General features: G+C 38.2%; 9 protein-coding genes and 1 pseudogene. All 10 read left to right on the top strand.

All coding sequences use genetic code 11. From position 1 onward, the window contains the following. The coding region (locus ACM03V_RS33885; RefSeq protein ID WP_414625208.1) for a hypothetical protein at positions 1-3,025 on the top strand (3,025 nt) is incomplete at its 5' end. A 45-nt stretch (positions 3,026-3,070) separates the two neighbouring features. Further along, on the top strand, positions 3,071-3,802 hold the full coding sequence (locus tag ACM03V_RS33880; RefSeq protein WP_414625207.1) for a hypothetical protein: 732 nt from the start codon (positions 3,071-3,073) through the stop codon (positions 3,800-3,802). Between the two features lie 68 nt (positions 3,803-3,870). Continuing rightward, positions 3,871-5,604, top strand: a complete 1,734-nt coding sequence (locus ACM03V_RS33875; protein ID WP_414625206.1) for a VgrG-related protein — start codon at positions 3,871-3,873, stop codon at positions 5,602-5,604. Positions 5,605-5,623: 19 nt separating this feature from the next. Beyond that, the gene (locus ACM03V_RS33870) at positions 5,624-6,142 is read left to right on the top strand and encodes a PAAR domain-containing protein (protein WP_414625205.1); all 519 of its coding nucleotides are present in this window, start codon (positions 5,624-5,626) and stop codon (positions 6,140-6,142) included. Positions 6,143-6,369: 227 nt separating this feature from the next. Then, entirely contained in the window at positions 6,370-6,783 is a 414-nt protein-coding gene (locus tag ACM03V_RS33865; protein WP_414625204.1) for a GPW/gp25 family protein, read from the top strand. Between the two features lie 97 nt (positions 6,784-6,880). Continuing rightward, positions 6,881-9,079 carry a putative baseplate assembly protein gene (locus tag ACM03V_RS33860; protein WP_414625203.1) on the top strand — a complete coding sequence of 733 codons (2,199 nt, stop codon included), beginning with the start codon at positions 6,881-6,883 and terminating at the stop codon, positions 9,077-9,079. Between the two features lie 33 nt (positions 9,080-9,112). Next, a complete protein-coding gene (locus tag ACM03V_RS33855) occupies positions 9,113-10,189 on the top strand; it encodes a phage tail protein (RefSeq protein ID WP_414625202.1) in 1,077 nt (358 codons plus the stop codon). Between the two features lie 27 nt (positions 10,190-10,216). Continuing rightward, the gene (locus tag ACM03V_RS33850) at positions 10,217-11,422 is read left to right on the top strand and encodes a DUF4159 domain-containing protein (RefSeq protein ID WP_414625201.1); all 1,206 of its coding nucleotides are present in this window, start codon (positions 10,217-10,219) and stop codon (positions 11,420-11,422) included. Between the two features lie 304 nt (positions 11,423-11,726). After that, positions 11,727-13,097, top strand: coding sequence for a protein kinase domain-containing protein (locus ACM03V_RS33845; protein ID WP_414625200.1), 1,371 nt, complete (start codon positions 11,727-11,729; stop codon positions 13,095-13,097). A gap of 252 nt (positions 13,098-13,349) precedes the next feature. After that, positions 13,350-13,779 (top strand): annotated as a pseudogene (locus ACM03V_RS33840) (hypothetical protein); the annotation flags it as partial.

Raw genomic sequence — 13,779 nt, 5'->3', positions numbered from 1 at the left:
AGAAACTACCCCAACACAGCTAGCAACAACGGGTGAATCACATAACCCAGAAACTGCTTCCCCACAAACAATATCAGATCAAACTTCAGAATCTACCCCAACACAGTTAGCAACAACGGGTGAAACTCAAAACTCAGAAGTTGTTTCTGCTCAAACAATATCAGATCAAACTTCAGAATCTACCCCAACACAGTTAAAAACAACTTCGGGTGAATCATCTGCGATCGCACAACCTGTTTCCTCACTACAAACAATACCCGATCAATCATCTCAAAACCCAGAAGCTATCCAAACAAAGCTAGCAACAACTACGGGTGAATTATCTCAAAACCTAGAAACAATATCAGATCAAACTTCAGAAACTACCCCAACACAGCTAGCAACAACGGGTGAATCAGATAACCCAGAAACTGCTTCCCCACAAACAATATCAGATCAAAAACCAGAAGTTACTCAAACAAAGCTAGCAACAACAGGTAAAACTCAAAACTCAGAAGTTGTTTCTGCTCAAACAATACCCGATCAAATTTCAGAAACTACCCCAACACAGTTAGCAACAACAGGTGAAACTCAAAACTCAGAAGTTGTTTCCCCACAGACAATATCGGATCAAAATCCAGAAGTTTTCCAAACAAAGCTAGCAACAACTTCGGGTGAATCATCTCAAAACCTAGAAATAAGATCGGAGCAAACTTCAGAAGCTACCCCAACACAGTTAAAAACAACTTCGAGTGAATCATCTGCGATCGCACAACCTGTTTCTCCAGCACAAATAATATCGGATCAAAACCCAGAAACTGTTTCCCCCCAAACAATATCAGATCAAAACCCAGAAGCTATCCAAACAAAGCTAGCAACAACTACGGGTGAATTATCTCAAAACCTAGAAACAATATCGGAGCAAACTTCAGAAACTACCCCAACACAGCTAGCAACAACGGGTGAATCACATAACCCAGAAACTGCTTCCCCACAAACAATATCAGATCAAACTTCAGAATCTACCCCAACACAGTTAGCAACAACGGGTGAAACTCAAAACTCAGAAGTTGTTTCTGCTCAAACAATACCTAATCAAACTTCAGAATCTACCCCAACACAGTTAAAAACTACTTCGGGTGAATCATCTGCGATCGCACAACCTGTTTCCTCACAAACAATATCAGATCAAAATCCAGAAGTTTTCCAAACAAAGCTAGCAACAACTTCGGGTGAATCATCTCAAAACCTAGAAATAAGATCGGAGCAAACTTCAGAAGCTACCCCAACACAGTTAAAAACAACTTCGAGTGAATCATCTGCGATCGCACAACCTGTTTCTCCAGCACAAATAATATCGGATCAAAACCCAGAAACTGTTTCCCCCCAAACAATATCAGATCAAAACCCAGAAGCTATCCAAACAAAGCTAGCAACAACTACGGGTGAATTATCTCAAAACCTAGAAACAATATCGGAGCAAACTTCAGAAACTACCCCAACACAGTTAGCAACAACGGGTGAATCACATAACCCAGAAACTGCTTACCCACAAACAATATCAGATCAAACTTCAGATTCGGGTGAATCATCTGCGATCGCACAACCTGTTTCCTCACTACAAACAATACCCGATCAATCATCTCAAAACCCAGAAGCTATCCAAACAAAGCTAGCAACAACTACGGGTGAATTATCTCAAAACCTAGAAACAATATCGGAGCAAACTTCAGAAACTACCCCAACACAGTTAGCAACAACGGGTGAATCACATAACCCAGAAACTGCTTACCCACAAACAATATCAGATCAAACTTCAGAAACTACCCCAACACAGTTAAAAACAACTTCGGCTGAATCATCTGCGATCGCACAACCTGTTTCTCCAGCACAAATAATATCGGATCAAAACCCAGAAACTGTTTCCCCCCAAACAATATCAGATCAAAACCCAGAAGCTATCCAAACAAAGCTAGCAACAACTACGGGTGAATTATCTCAAAACCTAGAAACAATATCGGAGCAAACTTCAGAAACTACCCCAACACAGTTAGCAACAACGGGTGAATCACATAACCCAGAAACTGTTTCCCCACAAACAATATCGGATCAAAAACCAGAAGTTACTCAAACAAAGCTAGCAACAACGGGTGAATCACAAAACCCAGAAGCTGTTTCTGCTCAAACAATACCCGAACAAACTCCATCCGTTACCCAAACAAAGCTAGCAGCAACAACGGGTGAGACAGCTAAAGAGACAACACCTCAAACTTTTGCTACGGAGAAACAGGTAACACAGTTAAAGGTTGATAATAATCATCCAATAGCGGCTTCCGATACTGTACCTGCTGTATTAACACCTGGGGAGTTTGTAATAAATTCTAAAGATGCACAGAAAAATCTTCCTCTCTTAGAACATATCAATAAAGGTGGTACAGCACCTGATCTTCAGCAAAAAAAAGATACTAATTCTTTAATTTCTCCATCTTTAGGATTAGATATTACAAAACAGAGGTCGTCGTTTATTAATAATAAAAGCTTTAATTATTCTAATCATAGAAACAATGATATAGCTAAACAAAAATCGCCCGTTAATAACTACTCCTCGCCGCCTTTAATTTTTCAGAAAGCAAATGTTAATACATCTTCTAATGTTAAAAATGAAACTCCTTCACAATGGTCAAATGTTGAAGAATTAATGCATTTTGGTCATGAAGATAGCAATTTTAAAAACTTGAATAATGGAAATCCTAATATATCAAATATTCAGTCTTTTGATGATTCAAAATCATCCTCGAATTTACAAACATCAACTCAGCAACATCATTTACCTAAAGGATTTGCTAAAGGTGGTGAAGTAAAAGAAGATAATATATCGACTGAAATAAAACCAGTAAGTCAAAATATAAATATGTCGTCTGATTCAAAAGAAGATGATGAAATAGCTCTCGAAGCGCTTGCTCGTGAAGTTTATACAAGATTACGGCAACAACTCGAAATTGAGAAAGAACGCCAAGGCACTTTTACAGGTCGTTTACCCTGGTAATACGATTTTTGGTTTAGATTTTGATTTTTAGGGAACAATATTCAAATGGCAAGTCCTTCTATAATCACTCCTCAAAAACTCCAACCTCAACTTGAAAAAGCCAAACTCAAAGCTTACAACGGGGAGGCACCTGATATAGAGTTAATGTTTAATCCCAGTGAAATCAGCTTTTCTCGAACTGTTAATTGGCAACAAGACCCAGGAAATAGAGGAACAAGTTTATTGCCGAAAGTTAACTTTTCAGGTGTTAAACCTTATGAATTTACACTTAAACAGCTAATATTTGATACTTATGAAACAAAAGAGTCTGTAATGACATATATAAATATTATTAAAAAAGGAGTTGAGACTATTGATACTAAACCTGATACACGTCCTCCTGTTTATACATTTGTATGGAAGGATGAATATTTTTTCTGCGTAATGCTTAGTCTAACCTATACCCTGAATATGTTTCTTACTGATGGAACACCAGTTAGAGCAATGGTAGATATTTCATTGCAAGAAGTAGATAAGAATAACCTCCCAGGAGGTACTGAATCTGCATCTCAGGGGCAGCAGCGACAAGATAGCCCTCAAAGTGCATCTCTTTTCAACGAAAACCTAAATCAAGGAGGTGGAGGTCAAAATCAAGGAGGTGGAGGTCAAAATCAAGGAGGTGGAAGACAAAATCCAGGAGGTGGAGGTCAAAATCCAGGAGGTGGAGGTCAAAATCAAGGAGGTGGAAGACAAAATCCAGGAGGTGGAAGACAAAATCCAAGAGGTCGAAAGAAATAAATATCTCAGTGGAGTTATCTGACCTCCGTCTTCTTCAACATTACGAGTGAATTTTAAAGTTAATTATTATGGCACAACAAAATCTTTATTTATCTCAACCCATAGTCGAAATAGGAGGACAACCAGCACCTCCTGAATTAATCAAGGATTTATTGCAAATCACCATTGAAGAAAGTTTGCACTTGCCAGCAATGTTTACATTGGTAGTTCACAATAGCTATTACCCAACTAATGATAAAGCCGAATACCAAACCTGGCGACACGAAAAGGTGTTTGAAATCGGTAAAAAAGTCAGATTAGGGTTCAGTTCTAGTACTACCCAAGACCAAAATTTTAACCTGGAAAAAAAAGGCTACTTAATTGATGGTGAAATTACGGCAATTGAGGTTCATTTTAATAAAAAATCTGAGGCACCTATAATAGTTCGCGGTTACGATAGCTCCCATAGGCTGCATAGAGGGCGACAAAATCGCTCTTTTTTAAATAATACCGATAGCGATATAGTACGTAAAATTGCTCAAGAAGTAGGTATATTGCTTGGAAACATAGATGAGAGTGGCGCAGCTCATGAGTATGTTTTTCAAGAGAATCAAACCAATATGGAATTTTTACGAGAAAGAGCTGCTCGTATTGGTTTTGAGCTTTTTATTGAAGAAGGCAAAATAAACTTTCGTAAACCAGTAGCTCAAGAAGAAGTAGAACTGAAATGGCTAGATGAAATTAGTAGCTTCAGTACTCGCGTTAGCAGTGCAGAACAAGTGAGTGCAGTGGAAGTGCGTAGTTGGGACTACCAAAAGAAACAGGTAATTAGTCATAAAGCTGTATCAGAGAACGTAATAACTGATACTGGTAATAAAAAAGGAAGTAATAGCACTAACAAATTCAACATTAGTAAACCTCCGCTAATGACTGTTGTAGATAAACCCGTTTCTTGTGCGAAAGAAGCACAAGTTATGGCTCAAGCTTTATGTGATGAATTAGGAGGAGAATTTGTTTATGCAGATGCAAAAGCAGAAGGTAATCCTAAAATTCGACCGGGTAGGTTTGTCGATCTCCAAAAAATGGGCGATCGCTTTAGCGGTAAGTATTACATTACGGAAACACGTCACTTTTACAGCCAGCGAGTTTATACTACGGAATTTAGCGTTCGAGGTTTACGTTCTGGTAATTTATATAACTCGATATCACCACAAACACGTTTACAACCAGGTCAAACATTTTTAGTAGGAATTGTCACCAATAATCACGACCCCAAAGGATTGAGTCGAGTTAAAGTTAAGTTTCCCACTCTTACTGAAGAACATGAAAGTTATTGGGCAAGAATGGTATCAATAGGTGCCGGTTCCGGTCGCGGAACTGACTGGCTACCAGAAATCAACGATGAAGTGTTGGTTGGTTTTGAGCATGGTGATATTCACCGACCTTATATTATTGGCGCAGTTTGGAACGGGAAAGATGCACCACCAACTCCTGTAAAAGACAGTGTAGTTGGCGGTCGAGTTCGTCTGCGAACCTTGAAAACCCGTATTGGTCATCAATTACAGTTTGTAGATGAAGATAAAGGTGCAAGCAAAACAGGTATTTGCGTAGAAACCAAAGGCGGTCACAAAATATATTTAAATGACAGTGAAGCTTTAATCGAAATTGTCTCTAAAAGAGGTCATCATATCAAGATGAACGATAGAACTAAGTCTGTATCAATTCATTCCAAAGGTAATCTTTCAATCAAGGCTGATGGAAACATGGAAATTAAAGCCAACGGAACGATTACAGTTAATGGTGCAATGATTCGTTTAAATTAATATTTAACAGGATAATTTTATGCCTAAAGGAAAACCAGCAGCAAGAATTACCGATACTGTAGCGCACCCTTTACCTCCAGTTTTGACAGGAGGCCCCGGTAGTCGTAATGTGCTGATCGGGAAACTACCTGCGTGGCGCGGCATACCTGCGACGGCAGTACCGGCTTTGATGAGTGCTAAAAAAACTTCTGATATAGCTGTCAAAACTGCTGAGACGGCTTCTAAAGCTGCTAGCGGTACACCTGCTGCTCCTGGCGCGATCGCCGCTGAACAATCTGTGAAGACATCAGCTGCCGCTACAATGAGTAACGCCATCTCTTTGGCTGCTGCAAGTGCTGCTCCTTCTATTCCTGATATTCATCAATGCGCGACACCTTTACCCATACCTCCGCACGGTCCTGGTGTTGTGATTAATGGTAGCAAGACGGTTCTAATTAATGGACTCCCTGCTTGTCGCATGGGCGACACTATTATAGAAGCATTGGGACCACCAAATAAAATTACTAAAGGTGACGCGACTGTTTTAATTGGTAATTAAGGCTTGCTGAATAAATAGAAAAAGGTGATAATATCGTGTATTTAATTTGTATATTGCAAGCGGCTAATTTTTTATAAGTATAGAAGTAAATTTTCAACCGTCTTCTGCGAGAAGTCCCTGGCAAATTTGTTCAAGTAGATAAATTCGACCTTTAGCGAATAGGTTTATATCTTCTGCCCCCATATTTTATATATATACGTAAATATCTACTGCGAAGGACTGCCACAATGTCAGACCTGCTTTACGGTCAGCAACAGGAATATTTGGGGCAAGGTTGGGGTTTTCCACTGCAACTAAATGTGCAGGGTGGAATAAAGTTTAGTAGTGAAGACGAGAAAGTTAGAGAATCTATTTGGATTATTCTTCGTACTAGTCCAGGTGAACGGGTGTATAGACCGACCTTTGGGTGTCGTTTGTCGGAATTAGCGTTTGCTCCTTTAAATAGCGAGACATTACTGCAAATTCGGATATATGTAACAGAAGCTTTAGAAGTTTGGGAACCGCGAATCCTTCTTGATGATGTCCGTGCTGAACCTGATCCAATACTCGGCAAAGTAGATATTTTAATTAAATACAAACTTAAAAATTATCCCGACCTTTACAGCTTTGTTTATCCTTTTTATTTAATTTCGGCAGAGTAGGGACGGGTAATGATGCCCACTTTACAACATATATAATCCAAAACAAACCAAATGCATCCGTTTTTTAAATCCAAAATCCAAAATCTAAAATCGTACTGTGGAATTTGACTTTTTACCAAATTTACCTTCTTCTAATTTAGACGATCGCACCTTCGACGATTTGGTAGAAGAGTGCATTATGCGTATTCCTCGCTACTGTCCTGAGTGGACAGACCATAATCTGAGTGACCCTGGAATTACATTAATTGAACTGTTTGCTTGGTTAACCGACCAAATGCTACTGAGGTTTAATCAAGTACCACGTAAAAATTATGTCGCTTTTCTGGAATTGTTGGGCATTCGTCTCCAACCACCGGCACCCGCACACACGAATTTAACTTTTTATTTAAGTTCTGATTTGCCAGAGACTTACACAATTTCAGCCGGAATCGAGGTTTCGACGGTACGAACTGAAACAACAGAAGCTATTACTTTTAGCACTGATTCTGCTTTAATTATTGCCAAACCTCGTCTACAACATCTTTTGACAGCATTAACTGTAGAAGAAATTCCTCAATCTTTGAGAGAAAGGTTAACTGGTAACTGGAATCGCCAATCTGAAGTTTTCTGGGAAGGTAGCGAACAAACAATATTTGAGGAGGAGCCATCACCAGGTAACTGTTTTTACTTAGTTATTAATTCTGATGATCCTCTCGATGGCAATGTTTTAGAAATTACTATTCAAGGTGCTTCTGCGACACCTACTGGTATTAATCCTAACCAACCGCCACGTCGCTGGGAAGCTTGGGATGGAGAAGAATGGCAACCTGTTCTATTAAAAGAAGTAGACGATAAAACACGGGGTTTCAGTTTTTATGAAATTGCTCAACAAGGTAGCAATCCGGAACAAGGTGCCGAAATCCGGTTACATTTACCGCAAAACTGGCCCGTAACTAATTTTGTATCTTATCGAGGTCGCTGGATTCGCTGTTTACTCACTCCATTAGATGCGAATAATTCTGGTTATAATCGTCCTCCCCGAATCATAGGTTTGGGAGTTAGAGCAGTTGGTGGTACTGTCCGTGCAAGTCAAAGTAACTTAATTAAAGATGAACGTTTGGGTATTAGTAATGGTAAACCAGGGCAAATTTTTCAACTTCAACAACCACCAATCTTAGAACGTCGAGCCGACGAGTACATTTTAGTTATTCCTGCAAATGGTTTACCTCAAAAATGGGAAGAAGTTAGAGATTTTGCAGATTCCAATTCTCAAAGCCTGCACTATGTAATAGATTCAATTAGCGGTACAGTTCAGTTTGGTCCTTTGATTCGCGAACCTAGTCAATTAAAAAGCGAAACACAAGTTCGTGCGCGTATTCAGCAACCAAGACCAGAAGATACGTTTGTACAAGTTAGTGACATAGATAACAACCTTGAACGTCAGTACGGTGCAGTTCCTGTACGCGGTGCCGAAATTAGAATGGTTCGCTACCGTACAGGAGGAGGTAGACAAGGTAACGTTCAAGCTGAATCGCTCCAGTTTTTGAAATCTGCTGTTCCCTATATTGCTAGTGCGATCAATCATAAGGGTGCGATCAATGGAGCAGATGCAGAGTCACTCGAACAAGCGATTATTAAGGCTCCGAGAATTTTACGTTCTCGCGATCGCGCAGTTACAGTTGAAGATTTTGAAGCACTAGCTCAAATTGCTGGACAAGGCGCAATTGCTCGCGTCCGCTGCTTAAGTGCAGAATTTAATCGACAAGCGGGTACAGTCAGTTTGTTGATAGTCCCGAATTTTAATACAGACGCGATCGCCCAAGGACATGGTTTATCTCCCGATAATTTTGAACTGAGTCCTGCACTTAAAGAACAAGTTTCGCGTTATTTAGATGAAAGAAGGCTATTAGGGGTTCAAGTACAACTACAACAACCAGAATACATGGGCGTTTGCGTTCAAACTGAAATCGGTTTAGAACCAGCATACGATAACCCCCTCGCACGCGAAGAAATTTTGCGTACTATCCGAGTATCACTGTATAAATTTTTAAATCCTTTAACTGGAGGAATTGAAGGAAAAGGTTGGCCATTTGGTCGCCCACTTTACGAGTCAGATATTGTCGCACTACTCCAACAAGCACGCGGTGTCCGCTATCTTGGTCCAGTTTTACTATTTCCCATCCGTAAACAAGGAGACACATGGAGCCGCCAACCCTCACCAGAGCGCGTCATCGATCCAGGAGTCCAAGGTTTAATTTGTTCCTGGGCTGACAATAATTTGCGCTCTAATCACGTAGTTAATATCCTCAGTCGTTAATAGCTGATTGAAAACTCAATACTCACCACTCCTATGGTTCAAAGTCGCTTAACTTCTAATCCTAATGTCAAAATAAACTTAATTCCCATGCAAATTCCCGAAGCATTACCGGGAGTAGCTTTGGCATTTACAGGGGCAGAAAGTTTTGATGTAGCTGGACACAATTTGCTATTGCATCCCGGACAAGCAAGCGAAATGATTGTGCAAGTCAAAAACTTAACTGAGGATGCGTTGAAGTTGACATTTAGAGTAGAAGGAAACTTTCCTCAAGAGTGGTGTCAAATTGGCACAGAAGGCAGCGAGATTCTACCTAGAGAAGAAATGCAAGCTGTGCTTTATTTTTTAATTCCTGCTACTTTCTTTGAAGATCGGCAAGCGATATTACCAGGAAAACAAGATAGATTAAATCTTAACTTTCGTTGTTCAGTTCATTTATATTTAAACCCAGGTACAGACCAAGAAAAAATCGAAACGAGTGACGAATTCAATATATGTATACGTCCCTGGTCTTTGTACATGGAGTTTTTACCGCTTCTTTATCGCGAAGTAGACTTTATTGGTCGCTTCATGAATATTTTTGAACAAGCTTATCAACCAGCTATTGATAGCTTCAATGTGATGTGGGCAAACCTCGACTCCTTGACGGCACCCCAAGCATTTTTACCATTTTTGGCTCATTGGGTTGGTTGGGAATTTGACTCAGTACAGGAAATACCACAGCAACGTCGTTTGATTCGTCGCGCAATCGAATTATACCGCTGGCGAGGAACTCGTAAAGGATTGCGTCTCTATTTACATCTGTATACTGGTTTGGACTTAGATGAAGATATACCAAACGAAGATGATAAACAAATTAGTATTACTGAACCGAGTGGTAATAGTTTTACTCTTAATGAAGCAGAACTCGGAAATGCTGTGTTAGGAGGAGGACAAGCATATCATTTTGTAGTGAAGTTACGATATCCAAAGCGCCAAGCCTCCGGTTTATCGCAGCAACCAAACACCATACATGAACCATTAATAAGAAGAATTATCGAACAAGAAAAACCCGCTTTTTGCACCTATGAATTATTTATAGAAAGTTCTGATAATAATCGCTTCTTCTCCTAACTTTTAACTCTTAACTCCTAACTTTTTATGTCTCACCCCTTTCCCCCACCATCAATTGAACCTTTTGAACGTTTACAAGCTTCTGACGGTTTACTTATAAATGCCGAACGCTGGAGTAAAGCACATAACTACCATCGCACGCGGCAAAATATTCACTATCAATGTTTAAACCAACCGGGAATTGTTTGCGGTTTAGGGGTGCGAGATATTCCTGCACCTAGTAATGTAGAAGCTAAGTATAGAGATGGACGTTGGGTACAAATTCAACCCGGTATCGCTATTGATTTGCATGGTAATTTAATAGTTGTAGCTGCACTTTTCGACTTTCCAATTGATTTAGAAGTTGCAAATAGTGAACCGATTATGGTTTATTTAACAGTCAGTTATGTAGACCCAGAACAATTGCGTTCGCGTAACTCTAGAGAGATTGTGAGAGAAGTCTATCGGTTTGACCAAAGAAATTCTACACCTGAGATTTCAGAAATAGAAATTTGTCGGATACTTTTACAACCCAAACAAAAGGATATTACCCAACCTAATGATGTTTTTTTTCCCGGTTATAACAATATAGATTTACGTTATCGCCGTCAAGCACAATCGCGTCCGCAAGCAATTGTACGTATGGCACAGGTCAATCATAGTGATTCAGAATGTGCGCGTAATTTCTTTAATTTATCTTACTTCTTACAATCAATCGAACCTTTATACCCTTATTTAAGAGGACTTGATGAACCCGGACAAATAAATTTGGGGCAAAATAAAAATATTTACGAATACGATTTACTATATTTCACTGGTCAGCAAGAATTATCTATTAACAGCGTCGAATTTGAATCACTGAAAAAATATTTAAATACAGGAGGAATACTTTTAGTTGATGCACCGGCAGATGCTGAGGCTTTGATCCAAAGTACTCATGCTTTAGCAGAAAAATTAGAAACTCCTTTAAAACATGATAAAGAATTACGACGCGAACATCCCTTAAGAACGCGACCTTTTTTATTTGCAGCTTTACCAATAGTCAATCAACGAGCAATTGAAATATTCGCTGGTGGAGGGATTATTTTAATAGTAGGTGATTTAGCCTCGGCTTGGGGATTAGATAGAGACTTGAAGATGCCCAGACTGGCAATTCGCACTGCTCAAGAATTTGGAATTAATATTATCTCTTATGCTTGGAAACGCCGTCGGCTGATAGGTTTACAACAAGAAGATGATTCTGGGAAGTGGTAGTACTTATCAGTTATCAGTTCCGAGGGTGTATGGTGGGATATTTATGCATATCAATAGATTACTGTTCATGAATTTAAAAAATTTTCATTAATAGCAAAAAATTTGTAACAACAACTTCCTTAGCTTATTAAAGCAATAAAAAAACTAGCCAAAAGTCGAAATTATTTTTTCGTAGCTTTAGATTATAATCTTGATGAATTGTTTGGTATGGCAAGTTTTATCTATTAGTGATTAAGTCTAATATCACAAAATTTCCAAGAAAATTGAAAAAATTAGAATTTATTTTTACTTATCGTTAAATCCAATGCTCCCCGGTTATATTCTCCGTAATCGCTATAAAATTATCAAGCAATTAGGAAGCGGTAGCTTCGGAATCACCTATTTAGCTGAAGATTTAGATTTACCGGACCATCCTCTATGTGTCGTCAAAAATCTTCGACAAAGCCAAAACCAAGAAGAATTGCAAGCGTTCATAAATTTTTTTAATAAAGAAGCAAAAGCTCTATATCGTTTAGGTAATGAACACGATCAAATTCCCCGGCTTTTTGCCCACTTTGAAGAAGGAGGTGAGTTTTATCTAGTACAGGAATATATTGATGGACACGATTTGAGTCAAGAAATATTTCCTGGTAATAAGTTAAGTGAAGCTCAGGTGACGCAGCTTTTAAAAGAAATTTTAGAAGTATTAACAATTATTCATGATAAGAATATTATTCATCGAGACATCAAAGCACAAAATTTAATGCGTCGTAATAGTGACGGCAAGATAATATTAATAGACTTTGGAACTGTCAAAGAAATTAGCCTGTTAAAAGCCAATCCACTAGAGCAAACAAACGTCTCGGTTATTGTTGGTACTAATGGCTATATGCCTATCGAACAGTTAAATGGTTATCCTAAATTATCCAGCGATGTTTATGCAGTGGGGATGTTGGGAATTTATGCTTTAACTGGAATTAGACCGCAGGAATTACCGAAAGATCCAGATACTTTTGACGTAATTTGGCAAGATAAGGCTTTAGTTAGTCCCGCTCTCGCAAATGTGTTAGATAAAATGGTGCGTTCTAATTTTAAAGAGCGCTATCAAAATGCTGGCGAAGCTTTACAAGCATTAACAGCATTATCATCATCAATTTCTCCACCATCACATTTTTTTTTCGCAAACCAAAGGTTTTTAATTGGTGTTGGAGCCGTAGTTATGATGTTTTTTGGGATTGGGTTGTTATTTATGAATTTTTCTAGACAATCCACCAACGATGTGCAACTAGCTTGTTCAGAAACAGATTTACAATATAACCCAAATGAGCCTAACCTTGTTGATGATGATGGTAATAAATATTATGGAAAAGTAAAAGATAAAGCACCTTACGGTTGTGGAACCTTACTTTTTGTCAAATTAAATGATAAATACCAAGGAGAATTTAATAATAAATGGCAGCTTGATGGTACGGGTACATACACATTTGATAATGGAAATCAATTTATAGGTCTATTTAATGATAATTCTTACGTTAAGGGTAAATTAATTTATAACAATGGTTGCCAATACGAAGGAGAATTTCAAGACTATCAACCTCATGGTCAGGGAACTTGTATATCTGAAGATGGTAAATCTGAAAGTGGAATTTGGTTTGAGGGGAAACTAGAAGGTAAAAATAAAACTTGCTGCTACTAGTTACATTTGAAAAATAAGTACTATTACTAATTTAAAGTAGTTGGAATATAAGAATTCAGTTTGATTGCCAAAGAGTTTTTAGACATTAGCCTTACTATATAAGCTTTTAAGTGTCAGTATATTTTCCAAATTAAAATAGGATTATTATATATGAAGTATTAATTAAATTATTGGAATTTTTATTTTTTAGCTTAATCATCGAAAATGACCAGATTACATCTTTGTTAACTTTTATATTTTAGAGGCAAAATAATGAAAAACACTTTTTGTTTTAAATTGATATTAATAATTTATAAATTTAATTTAGTCACTATTGGTAGTTTAGTGATTGCTTTGGAGCTATCTTTCCAGACTTCTTTAGCTCAAGCTCAGTCAGCTAAAAATCCGGTAATTTCATTAGATTCAAATCTAATTACTCAAAACGATACAGATACAGATACCAAGACTAAACCGCCTACAAATAACAACACTGAGCAAAACCGGAATAATAATCAAAATATAATTCCAGGGAAATCACCAGGAACCGAGCAAAACCCCGATAACAATAATAATACCAATCAAGATAGAAATAATAATCGAAATAGACCAGGAATATCACCAGGGAACAACAACACTAATCAAAACCCCGGTACCAACACTAATCAAAACCCCGGTACCAACACTAATCAAAACCCCGGTACCA

It is taken from the genome of Calothrix sp. CCY 0018 (assembly GCF_963920925.1).
Classification (GTDB): Bacteria; Cyanobacteriota; Cyanobacteriia; order Cyanobacteriales; family Nostocaceae; genus Rivularia.
The sequence above is the reverse complement of the archived record's forward strand: the minus strand, read 5'-3'. Positions and strand labels throughout refer to the sequence as shown.

Coding starts and splice junctions, on each gene's coding strand:
- ACM03V_RS33880 (WP_414625207.1), top strand. CDS start 3,071: ATGGCAAGTCCTTCTATAATCACTCCTCAAAAACTCCAACCTCAACTT.
- ACM03V_RS33875 (WP_414625206.1), top strand. CDS start 3,871: ATGGCACAACAAAATCTTTATTTATCTCAACCCATAGTCGAAATAGGA.
- ACM03V_RS33870 (WP_414625205.1), top strand. CDS start 5,624: ATGCCTAAAGGAAAACCAGCAGCAAGAATTACCGATACTGTAGCGCAC.
- ACM03V_RS33865 (WP_414625204.1), top strand. CDS start 6,370: ATGTCAGACCTGCTTTACGGTCAGCAACAGGAATATTTGGGGCAAGGT.
- ACM03V_RS33855 (WP_414625202.1), top strand. CDS start 9,113: ATGGTTCAAAGTCGCTTAACTTCTAATCCTAATGTCAAAATAAACTTA.
- ACM03V_RS33850 (WP_414625201.1), top strand. CDS start 10,217: ATGTCTCACCCCTTTCCCCCACCATCAATTGAACCTTTTGAACGTTTA.
- ACM03V_RS33845 (WP_414625200.1), top strand. CDS start 11,727: ATGCTCCCCGGTTATATTCTCCGTAATCGCTATAAAATTATCAAGCAA.